The organism is Chitinophaga silvisoli, from assembly GCF_003412465.1.
Classification (GTDB): domain Bacteria; phylum Bacteroidota; class Bacteroidia; order Chitinophagales; family Chitinophagaceae; genus Chitinophaga; species Chitinophaga silvisoli.
This window is the reverse complement of sequence record NZ_QTJV01000002.1, coordinates 697755-716696: the sequence shown is the minus strand read 5'-3', so window position 1 is coordinate 716696 and position 18942 is coordinate 697755. Positions and strand designations below refer to the sequence as shown.

The 18942-nt window shown below is 44.8% G+C and carries 17 protein-coding genes; 9 read left to right on the top strand and 8 right to left on the bottom strand.

Annotated features, from left to right (window positions below; all coding sequences use genetic code 11):
* Nucleotides 1–55 precede the first annotated feature (55 nt).
* Both DXN04_RS09110 and DXN04_RS09105 read right to left on the bottom strand, forming a co-directional pair.
* The gene (locus tag DXN04_RS09110) at nt 56–964 is read right to left on the bottom strand and encodes a retropepsin-like aspartic protease (RefSeq protein WP_158568928.1); all 909 of its coding nucleotides are present in this window, start codon (nt 962–964) and stop codon (nt 56–58) included.
* Between the two features lie 32 nt (nt 965–996).
* The gene (locus tag DXN04_RS09105) at nt 997–2217 is read right to left on the bottom strand and encodes an aspartyl protease family protein (RefSeq protein ID WP_116853026.1); all 1221 of its coding nucleotides are present in this window, start codon (nt 2215–2217) and stop codon (nt 997–999) included.
* Between the two features lie 109 nt (nt 2218–2326).
* Between DXN04_RS09105 and mqnC the strand changes: the two genes are divergently transcribed.
* The 3 genes from mqnC (at nt 2327) to DXN04_RS09090 (ending at nt 4789) form a co-directional block, all read left to right on the top strand.
* Complete coding sequence (mqnC, locus tag DXN04_RS09100) at nt 2327–3451, top strand: cyclic dehypoxanthinyl futalosine synthase (protein ID WP_116853025.1); 1125 nt, start codon at nt 2327–2329, stop codon at nt 3449–3451.
* A 121-nt stretch (nt 3452–3572) separates the two neighbouring features.
* Complete coding sequence (locus DXN04_RS09095) at nt 3573–4181, top strand: hypothetical protein (protein WP_147319881.1); 609 nt, start codon at nt 3573–3575, stop codon at nt 4179–4181.
* Nucleotides 4182–4246: 65 nt separating this feature from the next.
* Nucleotides 4247–4789 carry a GNAT family N-acetyltransferase gene (locus tag DXN04_RS09090; protein WP_116853023.1) on the top strand — a complete coding sequence of 181 codons (543 nt, stop codon included), beginning with the start codon at nt 4247–4249 and terminating at the stop codon, nt 4787–4789.
* Between the two features lie 13 nt (nt 4790–4802).
* Here DXN04_RS09090 and DXN04_RS09085 read toward each other — a convergent pair whose 3' ends face one another.
* The gene (locus DXN04_RS09085; protein ID WP_116853022.1) at nt 4803–5585 is read right to left on the bottom strand and encodes a hydroxypyruvate isomerase family protein; all 783 of its coding nucleotides are present in this window, start codon (nt 5583–5585) and stop codon (nt 4803–4805) included.
* A gap of 322 nt (nt 5586–5907) precedes the next feature.
* On the opposite strand from DXN04_RS09085, the gene DXN04_RS09080 reads away from it, so the two are divergent.
* Entirely contained in the window at nt 5908–6222 is a 315-nt protein-coding gene (locus DXN04_RS09080) for a hypothetical protein (RefSeq protein ID WP_116853021.1), read from the top strand.
* A 185-nt stretch (nt 6223–6407) separates the two neighbouring features.
* Here DXN04_RS09080 and DXN04_RS09075 read toward each other — a convergent pair whose 3' ends face one another.
* Both DXN04_RS09075 and DXN04_RS09070 read right to left on the bottom strand, forming a co-directional pair.
* Nucleotides 6408–9305 carry an outer membrane beta-barrel family protein gene (locus tag DXN04_RS09075; RefSeq protein ID WP_116853020.1) on the bottom strand — a complete coding sequence of 966 codons (2898 nt, stop codon included), beginning with the start codon at nt 9303–9305 and terminating at the stop codon, nt 6408–6410.
* Nucleotides 9306–9335: 30 nt separating this feature from the next.
* A complete protein-coding gene (locus DXN04_RS09070) occupies nt 9336–10151 on the bottom strand; it encodes a GLPGLI family protein (RefSeq protein ID WP_116853019.1) in 816 nt (271 codons plus the stop codon).
* Nucleotides 10152–10389: 238 nt separating this feature from the next.
* Here DXN04_RS09070 and DXN04_RS09065 point away from each other — a divergent pair, with 238 nt between their 5' ends.
* The 5 genes from DXN04_RS09065 to DXN04_RS09045 all read left to right on the top strand — a co-directional run bounded on the left by DXN04_RS09065 (nt 10390) and on the right by DXN04_RS09045 (nt 15498).
* Entirely contained in the window at nt 10390–11763 is a 1374-nt protein-coding gene (locus DXN04_RS09065; protein WP_158568926.1) for a sensor histidine kinase, read from the top strand.
* A 16-nt stretch (nt 11764–11779) separates the two neighbouring features.
* Nucleotides 11780–12469, top strand: coding sequence for a response regulator transcription factor (locus DXN04_RS09060; protein ID WP_116853017.1), 690 nt, complete (start codon nt 11780–11782; stop codon nt 12467–12469).
* Between the two features lie 24 nt (nt 12470–12493).
* Entirely contained in the window at nt 12494–13522 is a 1029-nt protein-coding gene (gene pheS, locus DXN04_RS09055; protein WP_116853016.1) for a phenylalanine--tRNA ligase subunit alpha, read from the top strand.
* Between the two features lie 121 nt (nt 13523–13643).
* The gene (locus tag DXN04_RS09050; RefSeq protein WP_233525547.1) at nt 13644–14486 is read left to right on the top strand and encodes a 3-hydroxyacyl-CoA dehydrogenase NAD-binding domain-containing protein; all 843 of its coding nucleotides are present in this window, start codon (nt 13644–13646) and stop codon (nt 14484–14486) included.
* 19 nt (nt 14487–14505) lie between these two features.
* Complete coding sequence (locus DXN04_RS09045; protein WP_116853014.1) at nt 14506–15498, top strand: SDR family NAD(P)-dependent oxidoreductase; 993 nt, start codon at nt 14506–14508, stop codon at nt 15496–15498.
* On the opposite strand, the gene DXN04_RS09040 is transcribed toward DXN04_RS09045, so the two are convergent.
* The 3 genes from DXN04_RS09040 to hemN all read right to left on the bottom strand — a co-directional run bounded on the left by DXN04_RS09040 (nt 15484) and on the right by hemN (nt 18942).
* Nucleotides 15484–16146, bottom strand: coding sequence for a hypothetical protein (locus DXN04_RS09040; protein ID WP_116853013.1), 663 nt, complete (start codon nt 16144–16146; stop codon nt 15484–15486). The genes DXN04_RS09045 and DXN04_RS09040 overlap by 15 nt on opposite strands.
* A gap of 57 nt (nt 16147–16203) precedes the next feature.
* On the bottom strand, nt 16204–17148 hold the full coding sequence (locus DXN04_RS09035; protein ID WP_116853012.1) for a UDP-3-O-(3-hydroxymyristoyl)glucosamine N-acyltransferase: 945 nt from the start codon (nt 17146–17148) through the stop codon (nt 16204–16206).
* Between the two features lie 435 nt (nt 17149–17583).
* Nucleotides 17584–18942, bottom strand: coding sequence for an oxygen-independent coproporphyrinogen III oxidase (gene hemN / locus DXN04_RS09030; protein ID WP_116853011.1), 1359 nt, complete (start codon nt 18940–18942; stop codon nt 17584–17586).

The following is an 18942-nucleotide window of genomic DNA, read 5'->3' as shown; positions in this document are numbered from 1 at the left end:
TATTAAAAATAAAGAGGAATGTCCATATTGATTTTGCCAGAAGCAGGCTAAGCCCTTATTTATCGAGGTAAATTTCCCGTTGCTTATAATTAATGGTAATTGTGCGGAATTGGGACCAGACATAAGAACCGATAGAACCGGCCACTTCTGTTAGGCCACCGACATCGTTTACCTGTTTGCAGTAACTGCCGGAAACCTTTTCCATGCGTACTGAGCCAAAAGCCAGGTAAGGGATGATGGTATTCATGTAGGTCAGTTCCTGGTAAAGGTCTCCTACCTTGTCTGAGCTGACGATGGGCAGAATCTCTTTCAGGCGGTACTTTTCAACAAAGGGCCAGTTGAACAAAATGCCGTAATCCCCGCCGGTAATGAAATGATAGCGGCTACCCAGTGAGCGGCCATCAGGTAATTCGATAACGGCTTCTATGACTGGAGTATCAAAATTAAGTGTCATTGCCAGGCGCTTGCCGGGGATGCTCATAGGTGTCTTTCCCGGGCGGTATAGTAAGATCCGGGATTTGGCATAATCGATCTGGATAATGAACATTTTGAGCATGTCCACACCGATGATACCGTCTATATGAATGGGAGATTTTCTGAATTCCTGCAGCGGTTCTAAAAATACCTTTACCAGCGGTAAACGGGCTTTGCCAAAATAGAGAAGGTTAATAGTGGATGTGGGCACTCTTATGACGATATCATCTGTTCCACTAAGTCCTCCATCATCTTTCGTTTCCAGTTTCAGCTTTTTGGCCGTCTCATAACTCAGTGTACTTGCCTCGGCACCTGTATCGAAAATAAAATGCAGGCTATCTTCCGCACTACTCATAGAAGCACTGATAATCAATGAGTGATTATAAATCCTGAATGGCAGAATGGCTACCGGTTCTGCAGTAGCGGGTGGTGCCTGGGCGGCTGACAAGAGCGGCAAAGCGATAAGTATATAGAACAGTAGCTTTTTCACGTTACACATCAAACGAAAGATAGTGCAAAGTATTATAAAATACTTTTGATGAGTACTTTTTTCAGCATGAGTTCGTTGTTTCGGCTAATGAGTAACATAGGCCTTGTGCCTACATTTTTAAGCTGCTCTCTCACCTCCTGAATGTTGTTTGTGAAGAGGTTATTGATAGCCACAATAATATCTCCGGCTTTTAGCCCGGCTTTTTCAGCCGGGGATCCTTTAATGATATCAGTGATTTCAATTTTTCCATCAATCATATAGATGACCAGCCCGGTATAGGAATAGTCAAAAGGCTCTCTGAAATGATTGTTTGGCAGCAGGTAAATTTCCTTTTTGCCATAATTGAGGTAGATATTGAAACGACGCAGGAGGTCATTGCCTACCATGCCTCCAAGAAAGGGATATGCAGTGATATTCGTCTGATCGTCAAATACATAGACGGGAACATTACGAAAACTGAAATTGCCGATTTTAAATTCCCCTATGGTGGTTACATCCATGGTCATTTTCCCTCCCAGGCCCTGGGCTTCAGTTTGAATGACTTTTCGTTGTTTTTTCCTGGTGGAAAGGATGGCGCTATCAGCAACGTACTGCTTGGAAAACAGGAGGCACATACCGGCCCCTGTATCGAAGTAATAGCGGCTATCGCACTGGGTTTTGCCATTACGAAGCTGGGCATTGACGATTGGGATGTTTGTCAGGGTGGGATGGAGTAAAGTACCGCCTTTGGGATAAGTGAACTTTCCTGTGGTGTAGAGCTGTACTTCTTCTGTATTGTAATCTACCAGTACATTGTAGCGGCTCAGCAGGCTGTAGCCAATGATGCCATCTACCTGGAGACCATATACCTGGCTGATCAGCTCATAGTTATTCACATGGAAATTAAGGCTGTCTACTTCCAGGCCGGGTAATACCAGGGTGCGATCCATGGCAAAATCTACTCTTTTGGACCCTCCTACCCCACGTACAACCCTTTCGGAGGGCGTAAGCTTAATGCCCAGGCGGACACAGGTGCTGGTATCCAGCGAAATGCCGGCGCTACCTGTATCGAGAATAAACTGGAGGGTATCCGAAAAACCTTTGAGCTGAGCGAGTATCACCACTACGCCTCCATAGTATTGTCTGAACGGAAAACGACAGATCAGCGTTCCTTCTGCTTCCTGGGGCAATTTTGATTGAGCTGTTGCGGCGTGGAATAGAGAAAGCGCTAGTAATGTGGAATAAATGAGCTTTGACAAAAATGCTTTTTGCATACAAGAGAATGACAGAATAACAGTTGTATAAATTTAGGATTTAATATGCCGATTGCTGCCTAAAAATCCACGAATGGCGGGATATTGTTTTTTGCTACCTTTGTTTATCATGGAACTGAAAGATCTATATAGGAAAGCATTAAATTTTGAGTGGCTTACACCGGAAGAAGGGGTATATCTGTTTGAAAAAGCACCACTTACTGAGCTGATGCACATTGCAAATGAGCTTCGTAAGCAGCAGGTTCCACACGGGAAAGTTACCTGGCAGATAGATCGAAACGTAAACACAACCAATGTGTGTACGGCTAACTGCAAATTCTGTAACTTTTACCGTATCCCAGGTCACGGAGACGCTTACATTACGTCTATTGAGGAGTATAAGGTAAAGATCGAAGAGACCCTGAAATTCGGCGGCGACCAGTTGCTGTTGCAGGGTGGACACCACCCGGACCTGGGTCTGGCCTTCTACGTGGATACCTTTAAGCAACTGAAACAGTTGTATCCTACCATTAAGCTGCATGCCCTCGGCCCCCCGGAAGTGGCACACATCACTAAACTTGAGAAAAGTACACATATAGAAGTCCTGAAAGCGCTGAAAGAAGCTGGTCTGGCCAGCTTACCAGGTGCTGGGGCTGAAATTCTGAACGACCGCGTGCGCAGACTCATTTCCAAAGGGAAATGTGGTGCACAGGAGTGGCTGGATGTAATGCGGGCAGCGCATAAGCTGAATATCGCGTCATCTGCCACCATGATGTTCGGACACGTGGAAACAGTAATGGAGCGTTTTGAACACCTGGCAGATATCAGACAGGTACAGAGCGAGAAGCCGGAAGGCCACTATGGTTTCACCGCTTTCATTCCATGGACATTCCAGGATGTAGATACGCTACTTTCCAGAATCAGAGGGGTCCACAATATGACCACTTCCGAAGAATATATCCGTATGATCGCATTGAGCCGTATCATGCTGCCTAATATTAAGAATATCCAGGCAAGCTGGCTCACGGTAGGTAAACAGGTTGCACAGATCTGTCTCCATGCCGGTGCGAACGATTTCGGGTCTATCATGATCGAGGAAAATGTGGTAAGTGCTGCCGGTGCTCCGCACAGGTTTACCTATAAATCTATGCAACAGGCGATCAAAGAAGCGGGTTTTGAACCGCAGCTGAGAACCCAGTTGTACGAGTTCAGGGAAATTCCGGCAGGTATCCAGGAGCAGGTAATTAATTATTAATACTGATGTATATACATATAGCGGCTTGCGACTAATCGTCGTAAGCCGCTATTATTTTTAAGAGGTCAATGTAACTCTCCACTTTTTTTCCTGTCTAATCAACAGTTAAAAGGAGGAGATTATGAAAAGGCTAGGAGTATTGCTATTATGTATAGGGATGCTGTCCGCGACAGCATGTACCAGTACCAAACTAACTTCGTCCTGGAAAACACCGGATGCCAAACTGGATACCAACAAAAGAATGATTGTGGTAGCCCTTGTTCCGCCCGGGGACAGAAACCTGCGCATTTTAATGGAAAATGAGCTGGCGAACGAGCTACAGAAGGAAGGCATCAACGCAGAATCTTCATTTGCCAAATACGGCCCTGACGATACCTTGTCAAAGGCAGACGATGAAAAGGCTGCCCTGCATAAATTCAGGAATGAGGATGTGGACCAGGTGCTCACTATTGCCATGGTAGATAAAACAAAATCCAAAGGGTATGTGCCCCCCTACCCTTACGCTCCTTATTACAGGGGATGGTATGGAGGTATGTTTACCCCGGGTTATTATACTACAAATGTGCGGTATGAGTGGGATACTAATCTGTATGATCTGGGGCAGAAAAAACTGATCTACAACGCGCAATCAGAAACGATAGATCCGCCTACTGCCTATAAGCAGGCATCACAGTTTGCACGGCAGATAGTTCGCGATATGCAGCGGCAACAGTTGTTTGCAAAAAGTTAAGTTTACTATATTTGAGGTTTGGCCAATATACACAGGAAGGTATAGGGGCCAAACCTTAATTTTTTATGCTGGAGTTAGCCGTAGACGATCATATTATACTCAGGCAGTTGCAACCTGAGAATGCACCGGTGCTTTATCGCACCCTCGATACATCCCGTAAGGCGTTGCGCCGATTCCTCCCCTGGGTGGATTACAACACGAATGAAGATCATTCCCTTCGTTTTATAGAGATGATGCTGCGCAAAGCAGAAGACCAGGAAGCCATTGCCTTCGGTATCTGGTACAATGGACAGCTGTGCGGAGTACTGGACTTACATTGCTGGGATCACCTGCTGCAGAAAGCTGAAATCGGCTATTGGCTGGCAGAACACTGTCGTGGCAAAGGCATTGCTGTGGCCTGTTGCAAGGTGCTCATCTCATTTGCTTTCGAAAATCTGAAACTCAACAAGGTTGAAATCCGCTTTGCACTGGAAAATGATCGCAGTGCGCGTATCCCTATCAAATTGGGATTTACGAAAGAGGGTATTTTGCGCCACAATGCCAGGCTCCATGGACAATTTGTAGATATGGTTGTCATGGGAATGCTCCGCAGTGACTGGAAGTACTGAAACAAGTAGGCGGCTAGATATCACATATCAGTACGGCTTCTTTCAGCGAAGAGAGTTTATCCGTTCTGGTAGGAATGAATTCCTGTGCCACAAACCCTTTATAACCTGTTTCATAAATAGCTTTCACAATGGCCGGGTAATACAATTCCTGGCTTTCATTGATCTCATTTCTGCCAGGGGCACCGCCAGTGTGGTAATGACTGAAATAAGTATGATTATCGCGGATGGTGCGGATGATATCGCCCTCCATGAGCTGCATATGGTAAATATCATAGAGCAGGCTAAAACGATCTGAGCCAATTTTTTTACTCAGGGTTACGCCCCAATTTGTATGATCGCATTGATAATCAGGATGATCTACTTTACTATTCAATAGCTCCATTACAATATTTACTCTCTTTTGCTCTGCATAAGGCAGTAGGCGCTGCAATCCTTTCGCACAGTTTTCAATTCCCTGCTCGTCATCCAGACCATCGCGGTTGCCGGAGAAGCATACTACAGATGGGAATCCGGCTTTGGCTGTTTCATCTATCAGGTACTTATAGTAAGTAATGAGGTCATCGTGGTGCTCAGGGCGGTTCCAGCCCCTGGTGATGTTCCATTCATCGCTCACAGACGCTACCATTGCGCAGGTGAGCCCGAATTGCTTAGCAGTTTCAAACTGGTCAGGATACAGGAGATCAATAGATTCCAGCCCTATTTCTTTAGCACCTTTGCAGAAGGTGTCCAATGGCATTGATTCATAAGGCCAGGCACACACAGAATGACGGATACGACCTTTGAGCGGAGTGGACATATAACGATAGAATTTTTTTATAAATATAGCGTGGAACTACGCATTTTTGAAATACGTACAACCAAACCGGTGTGAAATCCGTAACTTTATAGTAGCATCAAACGTTATAGAAGTACAGTTACGCCTGAGTTAAAGAAGAAATTACGAGTTATCCCTGGAAGTATAAAAAATCAGCATTTTTTTAAGGAATTGTATAACAAATCATTACTCCCGAAAACGCCCCGGCCATCGACTCTGTAATTACTATTCCAGCATCCGTAATTGAATTTTGGTAAGCTATTTGATTATATTATAATGTTCACAATTTAAAGCGGAGGTCAATATGGAAAAGAGATTTACTCCCGCCTTATGGATTTGTATACTGATGGACCTGATAGGCTGTGCCAGTTATGCAGTGCCGGTTTTAGGCGAAGTAAGTGATGTAATTTGGGCCCCCATTTCCGCTATCATATTTTACAGGATGTTTGGTGGTAGTATGGGAGCATTCGGAAGTGTGTTCAACTTTATGGAGGAATTATTCCCTGGATTGGACTTTATTCCGACGTTTACGCTAAGCTGGATAGTACGCAGGATTACTCAGGGTATCAGAGAGCGCAAAACCCCGGCGCAGAAGGTACAGCAATATAAAGTTGCTTAGTCCGATGGTACTACCTCTATGGTCAAACGACAAAGTTATTAAGGTTGTAAGGTTATAAAGCTGAGGGTACGAGGGGAGATGTTTCACCGTCACCTTTATTTCCTTTCAACCTTTCAAAAAAATCCGGAGTCATTTTACATGTATATACATAAAAAAAGGAGTGCAGTTCGCACTCCTTTTCTGTTTTACATTTGACCGCCGCCGCCCGGAGGTGGACCTCCCGGCATGCCGCCACCCGGAGGACGCATAAAGCGCATTTCGCGTGGAGGCCCTTCACGGTTGTTATTATTGTTTGAACCGAACTTACGCAGGAAGTAAGTAAAGCTGACCATGAAATAACGTTGTAATACCATGTTCTGTGTATCCTGAATATAGTTCTCACCCGTAGTACGGCTGATGCTGATATTCTGTTTCAGCAGGTCGTAAGCATAGACTTTAAACTGCCCTTGTTTTTTCTTGCCCACATACTTTGATACATATCCGTTCAGCAAGGTGTAATTTACGTTGTAACCCGCAGCCCGGCCGGCATTCAGGGTATATGTCATGTCGCTGCCCAACTGAAATCCTGCAGGCAGATTGACGTTAAAATCCAGGGAGAATGAATAGTTGAAATAGTTCGTGTTGTTGCTTGGCAGGATGTCATATCGTGCTGCCGCATACTGTACACTACCAGAGGTGGATACATCAAATAATTCTTTGAAGAAGTAGTTGAATGTAATACCTTCTGTCAGACTGAAATTCCTGGTGTAATACTTTGTAATATCTGTGAAGTCTTTGTCTTCACCGGTAAAACTCGCATCTCTTTTATAAGAAACATTAGTGCTAAGATTCAGCGATGTGACGTGGTTCTTAATCGGAATAGAGTTTACCATACTACCGCTAAGTGAATACACGCCATTTGTATTGATTGGTTTAGTGTATTGCTTACCGGTAGAGTCATCAGTACGATTCGCATTTACAATCTGGTTGTTGGAGAATGTTGCATTTGCATTGACAAAAATACCACGGAAAGAACTTCTGTTGAATGCATTGTACCCCGCCATCAGGCTATGTGTGAACGTAGGCTTCAGGTTTGGATTACCTTGCTGTACATACAGGGAACTGGACAGATCAGGCAGTGGTTGCAGCTGAGAAATGGTAGGTTGTGTAGTGCTTCCATTATAACGGAAACGGAACCTTCTACCCTGTTCAAAATTGTAGTTGAAACTTGCTGACGGAAAATAGTTCACCGTGTTTTGAGTAATGTGTGTATTTCTGCTTACGTTATCATTGACCAGGCTATTCCACTTCACATTCATCCCGAAAGTGTAGTCGTACTTGAACTTGTTTGTACGGATGTTTACACCTGCCTGATTGGTAGAAAATGTATTCTCGAAAATATTGCTCAGACTATCATTCAGCACATCGTATTTTCCGGAAGCACTCGCATCGTAAGTCAGGTTTTTGGAAGAGCTGTAATTATTGCTGTAAGAGTAATTCAGTTCCAGGTACCTGTCTTTCATTAATGGCTCCGTGTAGGTGATTGTAGCCTGGTAATTTCTACCAAGGTTGTTTGCATTCGTCTTCCTGTCATAACCACTGCTATAAGCACTTGATGTATCAGTAGCTACATAGTTGTCCAGCGTTTTATAATAGTTCTGACGGTCAGTAGTATTGTATCCATAAGTTAAGTTAGCACTCAGTGTACGGCCTGTTTTATGGAACTTCTGACGGTACAATGCAGAGCCTGAAAAGTTCGGTGAAGTGGCACCACTGGTATTCGTATTGGAACCATCAATGGAGGTCACCTTATTGATATCCTGCTGTTGATAGTAGCTGGTTGAATTGGTGTTACCATCTGTGTAAGAAAAGGTCGGTGTAAAGATCACTGAATGGAAGGAGTCGATTTGATACTCGATCCGCATATTAAGACGGTTGTTCTTATTCTCAGTAAGAGAACCGGTGGTAGAGTTGTAATAGTATGAGCTATCTTTTGTAAAGGTTTGCTTTGCGTTTTGATTTTTGGTTTCGGTTTTTACATCATTGATGAAGTAACTACCATTCACTTTTAATTTGGATCCAAAGTCCTGATTATAGTTGAACCCTGCATTCCAGTTGGTAGTGATACCTGTGGTACTGTTGCCCCCCAGGTTACTTATAGTGGATTGGGCGGCACCTCTGCCACCGCCACCGCTACGGCCGTTGCTACCTCCACTTCCATTGTTGCTGCTGGAGAAGTTGAATACATCCTGCATGGTAAAGCCCATGTTGTTTACATTGTTTCCACTTCCCAGGAAGGAGAGCTGGCGGTTATCGCGGAAGGCGTTTGCATTTGCATTGACAGCAAATCGATCATCCGTACCATAGCCGGCAGATGCCTTTCCGAATACCCCTTTTTTCTTATCTTTTTTGATTGTGATATTGATGGCTTTTTCGGTATTGCCGTCGTCAATACCTGTGAATTGTGCTTGGTCTGATTTACGGTCTATCACCTGAATTTTATCGATCACTTCAGCAGGCAGATTTTTAGTAGCGAGTTTTGGATCATCGCCAAAGAATGGCTTACCATCTACCAGTACTCTTTTCACCGTTTCACCCTGTGCAGTAATGACTCCATCTTTATCCACAGTAACACCGGGCAGTTTTTTGAGCAGGTCTTCTACTACCGCATTTTCACGGGTTTTGAAAGCGTCTGCATTGAATTCGAGGGTATCTTTTTTTACCACTACAGGCGGAACTTCCTGAATGATTTCTACTTCACCGAGGGTGATACCTTTGCCCTGCAGGTGAATGGTACCCATATCTACCACAGGTTGTGCTGCAGATACAGTAATGCTTTTGAAAATAGGCTTGTAGCCCAGGTACGTAATATATACCCGGTAGCCACCAGCGGAGAGACCTGTAAAGCTGAATCCTCCTTTTTTATCAGTAAATGCAGTTGCTGCCAATGACGAGTCTTTGCCATTCAGCAAAGCAACGGTGGCATCAGCCAAAGGATGTGAAGCGGTTGAGTCAGTCAGTTGTCCTTTAACCTGACCTGATTGCGCTTTGGATATTAGCGCAACCAGGATCAGGCATATAATCATCAGGGGGATCCTTTTCATTTAATTCGAGGATGTAAGTTAAGGAGGCTGTTAATTCCTGTTTTGTCTGTCACGGAATTTCTGCATGGCTTCACGGCGCATGTTATGCAGGTCTTCTTCACTCACTTTCTCCGCATTACCAGGCAGGGAAACTTTTTCAGGTGGTACTGGTTTAAAGTCTACCTTCTTTGCTGTAAAGGAACGGTTGCTGCTTTCAGCACCCAGTACTACACCATTGGGTTCAGGCAGCAAACCATTTACCGGGCTATAGCTGAAAGGCAGTTCAGTCGTATACCAAACCGTATAAGTTTCATCTCTTACCGTTACGGTCGCTTTTTTGCAATTGTAACCGGCGATTTTCTTCGTTTTATCGCCAGGTTTTACATCTTTTGCCGGGCGAAAATCTTCTTCTGCAAAGAATGTTTTAGTAGAATCGTCAGGCTTTGTAAATGTTTGCAGGTATTTGTGATTTTGAAGATCTACGAATCCGCCGCCCATCATACCAAATCCACCACGGAAACGTCCGCCACGTCCACCACCTTGTCCGGGTCCACCGTTTCCTTCAGGAGGAGCTCCACCCGGAGGAGGTCCTTGCTCTCCACCCTGACCTGGAGGAGGTCCCTGACGATCCCGGCCGCCGAAGTTGGGGCGTTCCGTCTCCAGCTTACCATGGCCGGCTGAGAAAAAGAAATGTTGGTTTATAGTGATTACCTGTCCTTCTTCATCACCGCCATCACCGCCTCTTGGAGGCAATTTTTGACTCACTTCATAGTCGATTACACCGCTGTTCTTGTCCTGTGCCTGTACCGTAAAGCCAGTGAAGGCAATCAGGGCAGCACCAAAGAGGGTTTTTGAAAAATGGTTCATGTGTTTGTTTTTTGCTCTCACAAAAGTCAATATTCAGCGGGCATTTTCAGGTTAAATAGCTTTATTTATTGTTAATTACTGTTAAGGAAAGAACATAATATGGGCCAAAGGGTTAAGGTTCCTTATTTACTGTTAATTACTGTTAAGGGTATAGCCATGATAAGCCTATAATCAAATAGCTTTGCATGATAAATTCATTGATATAATGCGCCAGCGGATCCGAAACATTCTGATACTCATGTGTATATGCATTCTCGGCATCTACATGTTCCAGGGATACTGGTTATATAACTCCTATCACGTACAGTTAGATCAGTTCAGTAAAGATATAAACGAATCACTGCGCACAGCCGTGTACAACAAGCAGTTTGCTGACGTACGCAGGTATTTCAGGCGCTATGGCAGGGAGCATGGAGATAGCCTGAGAGGCCCTGGAGAGTTGCCTCCACCTCCCGGACCTGAGGAAGGAGGAAGGCATATATTTGCTGAGTCAAATGACCGCCCCGGTCCTCACCAGAATCCAAACCGGATCTATGCAGATACCCTGGCCAGACAAATTTCCGACTTCCTGCTTCTGAATAATATTACCAACGATAGTGTAAAACTGATAAAGCTGGATTCCATCTTTAGCTCAGAACTTCACAACCGTCAGATTAAAACAGCCTTCCGCCTGGATACTTTTCATATCAACTTTGAAGGTTTTGCCAGGGAAAGTTTTAGGGATAGCCTGCGTAGACGCACACCACAAAAGACGAGTAAGATTCCTTTCAACCCGGCCAGCAGTCTCTTTGTACAAGCGGTGTTTGAATCTCCGATGCAATACATCCTGACCAAAATGGTCTGGACACTGGTGGGTTCTCTGGTGCTGCTGGTATTGACCACAATCTGTTTTATCTATATGCTGCGCACAATCCTGAAACAGAAGAAACTTTCAGAGGTTAAAAATGATTTCATCAACAATATGACGCATGAGCTGAAAACCCCGATTGCCACTGTATATGCAGCGGTAGAAGCCATGCAGAATTTCAATGCGCTCAACGACCAGCGGAAAACACAGACCTACCTCGACATCTCCAAGCAGGAATTGCAAAGGTTGTCTGACCTGGTTGAAAAAGTATTGCACATCGCATCGGAAGAAAGAGAAGAAATAGAACTGTACAGGGAAGAAACTGACATGAATGAGATCATGGATACGATCATTACCAACCATCAGCTCAAAACGAACAGGCCAGTACAGTTCAGGTATGATAACCTGATTGGCGACCGCCTGGTAGATGTAGACCGCACCCACCTGTCCAACGCGATCAACAATCTCGTGGATAATGCGATCAAGTACTCAGGAGAACTGCCTGTCGTACATATACGTAGTTCTATTGAAAACGGGAACCTGATCATACGGGTAAAAGATAATGGGATAGGAATTCCTAAATCCTACCAGGAGAGTATTTTTGATACATTCTTCCGGGTACCGACCGGCAATCTTCACAACGTGAAGGGATTCGGGCTTGGGCTCAGTTATGTTAAAAAAATTGTAGAACTGCATGGTGGCCGTATCACAGTACACAGTGAACCGGACAAAGGCAGTGAATTTATCATCCAGATACCTGTTTGAGTTTAAATCTGATACTATGGCGAAAATATTATTGATAGAAGATGAATGGCAACTGGGGCAAATCGTTAAAGATAGCCTGGAAATGCGTGGCTTTGAAATGTTCTACGCATCAGATGGGAAAGAAGGCCTGGAATTGTACCAGCAACATAAACCGGATGTGGTTGTGCTGGATATTATGATGCCAAACATGGATGGGTTTACCGTGACTACAGAGATCAGGAAGCAGGACAAGATCACTCCGATTATCTTTCTCACCGCCAAGTCCCAGACAGCGGATGTGGTAAAGGGTTTTGAGCTGGGGGGCAATGACTACCTCAAAAAACCATTCAGTATGGATGAGCTGATTGTAAGAATCAAGGCACTGCTGCAACGGTTCAATGATCAGCCGGCGGCGCAGGAAGCTTCTGGTTCCGATGTAATCCAGATTGGCCAGTACCAGTTTAATTACACCAAGCAAACACTGACCCGCAATAGTGAAACTGCCTTCCTCTCCCACCGGGAAGCTGAGATCCTGCGGCGCTTGTCGGAAAACCTGAACCAGGTGATAGAACGGAAGACCGTACTGCTGGACTTATGGGGCGACGACAGCTTTTTCAATGCCCGCAGCATGGATGTTTTCATTACCAAATTGCGCCGCTACCTGAAAGACGACCCAAGAGTGCAAATTGTCAATATCCGTGGAGTGGGTTATAAATTAATTTTCTGAGTATATCATTATCTTTGCTGTCTTATGGATCACATAGAACAGCAAATAGCTGCCTACAAACAGGAAATCCAGGCATTTGAACCGGCCACAGCTGCCGACCTGGAAGCATTCCGTATCAAATTCCTTGGTACCAAAGGGATCGTAAAAGCTATATCCGGAGAAATGGCGAACGTGCCCAAAGAGCAGAAAAGAGAATTCGGTTTACTGCTCAACGGGTTTAAGCAATTCGTAGAAGAGCGCTATGCGCAATTTGAACACCTGAAAGATGGTGCCGGTGCTGCCGCTACCGATGCCGACTTTACCCTGCCTGCGGAGCCTCACCGCCTGGGTACCCGCCATCCTATCAGCATAGTAAGAAATAACATTATCAGCATATTTGAGCGCCTCGGTTTTGCTATTGCAGAAGGGCCTGAAATTGAAGATGACTGGCATAACTTTACCGCCCTGAACCTGCCGGAAAACCACCCGGCCAGGGATATGCAGGATACTTTTTACATCAGCAAGTCACCGGACTGGTTACTGCGTACCCATACCTCTTCCGTACAGGTTAGAGAGATGGAGAAAGGTAAGCTGCCTATCCGTATCATCTGCCCTGGTCGCGTATACCGCAATGAAACTATTTCTGCCCGTGCACACTGCTTCTTCCACCAGGTAGAAGGTCTGTATATCGACGAAAACGTTTCTTTTGCTGACCTGAAACAAACCCTCTATCACTTCGTGAAGGAACTGTTTGGCGAAGATACCCGTATCCGCTTCCGCCCCTCTTACTTCCCGTTCACCGAGCCAAGTGCAGAAATGGATATTTCCTGCCTTATCTGTGGTGGTAAGGGTTGTAACGTATGTAAGCATACCGGCTGGGTAGAAATACTGGGTTGTGGAATGGTACATCCGAAAGTGTTGGAAAACTGTGGTATTGATCCTGAAAAATATACCGGATTTGCCTTCGGTATGGGTATAGAACGTATTACCATGCTAAAATACCAGATCAAGGACCTGCGCTTGTTCTCAGAAAATGATGTTCGATTCCTGGAGCAATTTGAAGGGACGGTCTAGCAACAGCATATTTGAATATATTTACAGACAGGAGAAAAGCGCGCAATTGAATCATCCATACGCCTTTTCTCCTGTTTTTCTTTTTTGACCCCAAACGACGAAGATGATCAACCTGGAACAAATGCAAACAATTGCTGTATGCGGAGCTGGTACTATGGGAGCCGGTATAGCACAGGTAGCCGCTGCAAGCGGTTTCAACACGGTATTGTTCGACGTACAGGCAGCCATGCTGGAAAAAGCCAGACAACAGATCAGTAGTCAATTGTCCGCCCTGGAGCAAAAGGGGAAACTGAGGGAAGGAATGGCAGCTCAGATCATGCAGCGCCTGCATTTTACGGCACATACCGGCGATGTAAAGGCTGATGTGGTCATCGAGGCCATTGTAGAAAAAATCGACATTAAAACAGCATTATTCAGGGAACTGGCCGCTGTGAACAGTGAGAACACGATCTTCGCTTCCAACACATCTTCTCTCTCCATATCATCCATTGCAGCAGCGGTACCCCACCCTGATCGGGTAGCGGGCATGCATTTTTTTAATCCTGCACCGGTAATGAAACTGGTGGAAGTGGTGAGTGGTGAAAAAACAGCAGACAGCGTTGTACAGCTATTGCATGCATTGGCTGCTAAAATGGGTAAAACTTCGGTACATGTAAGGGATACCCCCGGCTTTATTGTGAACAGGGTAGCCAGGCATTATTACCTGGAGGCGATGCAGGTAGCTACAGAAGGAATAGCATCCTATAAAACGATAGACCGCCTGCTGGAAAGTGCGGGTTTCAGAATGGGACCTTTTACCCTGATGGACCTGATCGGCAACGATGTAAACCTGGCAGTAACGCAATCTCTGTACGATGCATTTGCAAAGGCACCCCGCTTTACACCGAGCCCATTACAGGTTGCCTGTGTGCAGGCCGGTGATTTAGGAAAGAAAACCGGGAAAGGGTTTTATAATTATCTTTAGACAAACGGAACAAGATTACATGATATTAGTAACAGGAGGAACCGGATTTTTAGGCAGTCATTTATTACGGAAACTGGTGAAAACAGGGGTACCCGTAAGGGCATTGTACCGCAGGGAAATTCCTGAACAGATCAAAGACATCGCGGATAAAATAACCTGGGTCAAAGGTGATGTACTGGATGTATGTGCGCTGGAAGAAGCCATGGAAGGAGTAGAAAAAGTCTATCACTGTGCAGGTGTGGTTTCATTCCGCCCGGAGGCACGTGAGCAGATCATGAAAGTGAATATAGATGGTACTGCAAACGTGGTAAACCTTGCGCTGGATGCAGGCGTGAAAAAACTGGTGCATGTAAGTTCAGTAGCCGCTTTAGGTCGTGCAAAGACGGGGCAGATGATCGATGAAAATACGGAATGGCAGGATAGTCATCACAACTCCCAATATGCCGTGAGTAAGTACAGGGCAGAGATGGAAGTATGGAGGGGTATCGCAGAGGGATTGCCCGCAGCAATCGTGAATCCTTCCATCATCCTGGGACCTGATTACTGGGAAGATGGTTCCGGTTTGCTCATCAAAAATGCATGGAAAGAGTTCCCTTATTATACCGAAGGCGTGACTGGTTTTACAGATGTAGAAGATGTAGCTGAAGTTATGATCCGCCTGATGGAAAGTAATGTTAGCGGACAGCGTTTTGTGATCTCGGCAGATAACTGGCGCTATGTAGATCTGTTCACAGAAATGGCAATACAGCTGGGTAAAAAGCCACCGCATAAACTGGTAAAACCCTGGCAGGCCGAAATAGTATGGCGTATAGAAACCCTGAAGAGTAAGATCACCGGAAAAAAGGCCGTGTTAACAAAAGAAACGGCTCATACAGCACAGCTGAAAGTATACTACAACAATCAGAAGATAAAAGCGGCGTTGCCGGACTTTACGTTTACACCACTGAAAGAAACGGTCGCGCGAATGAGTAAAGCCTATCTGAAAAAGATGCAATCCTCATCTCAGCAATAATGCAGCCATAGCAGCTGCAACGATGATGCGCTGTTCCTCTTTTAAATTATTCAGGTCTAACCATACCCGGGGATTATTGCCGGGTATGACGGCCGCCACCACCTTCTTCCGGAATACAAATTCATACCGGATATTTTCATAAGAATTTACGATACCAAAGTGATTATTGGCAGTGACCTTGAACTCTCCCTGTGGGGAGCGGAGTATGCCAGCCTGTTTGTTTTCGTTCAGGTCCAGGTAAGTCATGTTCCGGAGGATCATTTCCCATTTGCCAAGGGTAGAATCGGCAGCCTGGATGACTATATAGAAGAACTTATTATTTGCGTCTGCATGTTCCAGTGCGGAGGGTAAGGAACGATCCGAAAAAGCGATGTGAGGGGTATAAAGGGCCTGAATATGCGCCTTACTACCTTGTTTGCATGTATCACACTGTAGCAGGAAATTGAAGGCATCAATGGGGTTCTTTATAAAGGATAGATTAGCGGGTTGATCGATACCGTTTTTACGGTCGCCGGTGGTATATTTATCGAAGGAAAGGGTTTTGGCGGTAAACCAGCCATCCTTAATAGTGACAGGGACTTCGGTAAGCCCTTTCTGGGCCACAGCAGTCAGGGTTGAAAACAGGAGAAGCAATGTTCGGAAAAGCATGTTCCAAATGTATAAAAAAATAGCTTCTGCCACTTGCAGAAGCTATTTTACAAAAGTTTATTTACTCTTTAATTTCTCCCAGATTTCAGGGATACGTTTGATCCATGCTACTTCTTTCATCTTCACGCGCGCATCATCTGCCGGAGTACCAAAGTATGTCTTGCCGCCTTCCAGTGAACCCGGTACGCCACTTTGTGCCAGCACCACAGCTCCCTTACCGATTACCAGATCTTTGGATACACCTACCTGGCCCCAGAGAATTACATTGTCTTCGATGTGTGCTTTGCCGCCCACTCCTACCTGTGCAGCAAAGAGACAGTTGCGGCCAATGATGGTACCATGACCAATGTGAATCATGTTGTCGAACTTAGTACCGCGACCAATGATGGTATCACCACTTACACCCTTGTCAATTGTGCAGCTGGCACCGATTTCCACGTCATCTTCAATGATCACCCGACCGCAGCTTTCCATCTTATCGTACATCACTTCCCTGTCAGCCCTTTTCTTAAAGTAGAATGCGTCTGCACCAATCACGGTACCTGCATGTATGATCACGTTATTGCCAATTACGGTATGGTCGTAGATGGTAACGTTCGGGTGAATCAGGCAGTTCTCTCCAATAGTGACATGATTTCCGATGAACACATTCGGCTGAATGATAGTGTCCTTCCCTATTACCGCGGTATCGCTGATGGGTTTGGTCGCTGGTTCAAAAGGGCGGAACCTTTTCACAATTTTAACATAAGCACTGAACGGATCAGGTAATACAAGTAATGTTTTACCGGGAGGACAGTCAACTTTTTTATTGATGATAATAATTGTTGCTGCGGAACGCAGACACTTATCATAGTACTTTTCAAAGTCTACAAATGAGATATCACCTGGAGTAACCTTATGTATTTCATTAATACCGGTTGCCATTTGCTGATCGTTGCCTTCCAGCTCTGCGCCTATGTATGCGGCGATTTCGGTTACCGGGATCGGAGCATTAAACTTCATATATTCTGCTGTTTAGTGCAACAAAGGTAGGTGAGAATCGGGATATAATCGTTTGTGTAAATTTGGTTTGGCTTCCGGCATAAAAAAAGTTTCTGCCACACTTTTTAACTGTTGTTATCCACACTTTTTTTAGTGGTGTGAATAAAAAAGTTTGCATTTTTTTTCTTTTGTGATAAAATTCTTTTTAATATTGTGTAGGGAATTTTTGTTCCCTGTACTTACTAACCCATTCACATAACAAGAAAGTCTGATTGTAACAAACGGTCAGACTTTTTTTATGCCCGCTCAAACCCTTTATTCATCAATGTTTCAGGCGATCATTATGATCTAATATTGTGATAGTTTATCACTAAAAGATAATTCCATTTTTTGGAATAATTTCCAATCCAAGGATGTGCATTCAGCATAAAGCAATAAGAATGAAGTCAATAAGTTTTAGATAGCACTACTGAATAGCTGTGATTGTGGTTGTCTGCGCCATAAACGGGCATCGAATGCCATACAGATATTACGGATAAAAGGGCGCCCTTTTTCGGTTACAAAAACCTTCTTAGGTCTTACAGATACTAGACCATCCCTTTCAAGTTCCTGCAATCTTTGCAAGCCTTCTACAATGGCATCACACTGCACATCTGCCTTGTTCCAGGTAGTTTCAAAGTTGCACATCAGTGCCTGAATATGGCGGCGCAGTAAAAGGTCTTCAGTGCTCAAAATATGTCCTCTTACTACCGGAAACTCATCTTTGTTTACCCTTTCCATCCAGCGGTCAATCGTCTTCTCGTTTTGTGTATAAGCATACCAGCTATCGCCGATAGATGATGCCCCTAAACCAATCATCAGGGATGTATGATGATCTGTATAACCCATAAAGTTGCGGTGAAGGGTACCCTCCTGCGCTGAGCGGTACAGTGAATCATGTGGACGGGCAAAGTGATCCATTCCTATTTCGGTATACCCGTTTTCGGCAAACATTGTTTTGCCTAATTCATACAGCGCACGCTTTTCTTCATCTTTAGGCAGGTCCGCTTCGGAGTACTTACGCTGACCATTTCCTTTGATCCAGGGCACATGTGCATAGCTATAAAAAGAGATCCTGTCCGGACCCAGTTGAATAATCTTATTAATTGTATCCTGTACACTTTCCTTTGTCTGCAAAGGCAGACCATATACCAGGTCGTAGTTAATGGATGTATAACCAATTTCCCTGGCCTCGTTTGTCACCCGCTCTACGGTTTCATAAGGTTGTATACGGTTAATGATATCCTGAACCCTGGGATCAAAATCCTGGATTCCCAGGCTCATACGTCTGAACCCTAAATTGTGCAGGGTTTGCATATGTGCCGCGGTTGTATTGTTGGGATGACCCTCAAAACTCAGAGAAGCGTCAGAGATCAGGTCAGCATGTTCGTAAATACCACTGATCAGTACCGCCAGGTTCTCCGGACTGAAGAAAGTAGGTGTACCCCCTCCAAGGTGAATTTCGCGGATTCTCGGGCGTTTTTCAAACAGGTTGATGTAGAGGCCCCACTCCCGTAAGATAGCGTCCATATAGGGCTTTTCTACCCCGTGGTTGACGGTTATATGCTTATTGCAACCACAGTAGGTGCATAACTTTTCGCAGTAAGGAAGATGTATGTAAATGCTGATACCTTCTGTAGTGTTGGTCGCCTTAAACGATTCCTGCAGTGATTGTTTCCATCTGGTAGCATCGAAGGTTGATTCATCCCAGTAGGGAACGGTAGGATAACTGGTATACCGTGGTGCAGCGGTATTATATTTTTGAATGAGCGTCAT

Excerpts from the sequence above, each read along its gene's own strand:
- DXN04_RS09105 (WP_116853026.1), bottom strand. The coding sequence starts at position 2,217 with ATGCAAAAAGCATTTTTGTCAAAGCTCATTTATTCCACATTACTAGCG.
- mqnC (WP_116853025.1), top strand. The coding sequence starts at position 2,327 with ATGGAACTGAAAGATCTATATAGGAAAGCATTAAATTTTGAGTGGCTT.
- DXN04_RS09095 (WP_147319881.1), top strand. The coding sequence starts at position 3,573 with ATGAAAAGGCTAGGAGTATTGCTATTATGTATAGGGATGCTGTCCGCG.
- DXN04_RS09090 (WP_116853023.1), top strand. The coding sequence starts at position 4,247 with ATGCTGGAGTTAGCCGTAGACGATCATATTATACTCAGGCAGTTGCAA.
- DXN04_RS09085 (WP_116853022.1), bottom strand. The coding sequence starts at position 5,585 with ATGTCCACTCCGCTCAAAGGTCGTATCCGTCATTCTGTGTGTGCCTGG.
- DXN04_RS09080 (WP_116853021.1), top strand. The coding sequence starts at position 5,908 with ATGGAAAAGAGATTTACTCCCGCCTTATGGATTTGTATACTGATGGAC.
- DXN04_RS09075 (WP_116853020.1), bottom strand. The coding sequence starts at position 9,305 with ATGAAAAGGATCCCCCTGATGATTATATGCCTGATCCTGGTTGCGCTA.
- DXN04_RS09070 (WP_116853019.1), bottom strand. The coding sequence starts at position 10,151 with ATGAACCATTTTTCAAAAACCCTCTTTGGTGCTGCCCTGATTGCCTTC.
- DXN04_RS09065 (WP_158568926.1), top strand. The coding sequence starts at position 10,390 with ATGTGTATATGCATTCTCGGCATCTACATGTTCCAGGGATACTGGTTA.
- DXN04_RS09060 (WP_116853017.1), top strand. The coding sequence starts at position 11,780 with ATGGCGAAAATATTATTGATAGAAGATGAATGGCAACTGGGGCAAATC.
- pheS (WP_116853016.1), top strand. The coding sequence starts at position 12,494 with ATGGATCACATAGAACAGCAAATAGCTGCCTACAAACAGGAAATCCAG.
- DXN04_RS09050 (WP_233525547.1), top strand. The coding sequence starts at position 13,644 with ATGCAAACAATTGCTGTATGCGGAGCTGGTACTATGGGAGCCGGTATA.
- DXN04_RS09045 (WP_116853014.1), top strand. The coding sequence starts at position 14,506 with ATGATATTAGTAACAGGAGGAACCGGATTTTTAGGCAGTCATTTATTA.
- DXN04_RS09040 (WP_116853013.1), bottom strand. The coding sequence starts at position 16,146 with ATGCTTTTCCGAACATTGCTTCTCCTGTTTTCAACCCTGACTGCTGTG.
- DXN04_RS09035 (WP_116853012.1), bottom strand. The coding sequence starts at position 17,148 with ATGAAGTTTAATGCTCCGATCCCGGTAACCGAAATCGCCGCATACATA.
- hemN (WP_116853011.1), bottom strand. The coding sequence starts at position 18,942 with ATGACGCTCATTCAAAAATATAATACCGCTGCACCACGGTATACCAGT.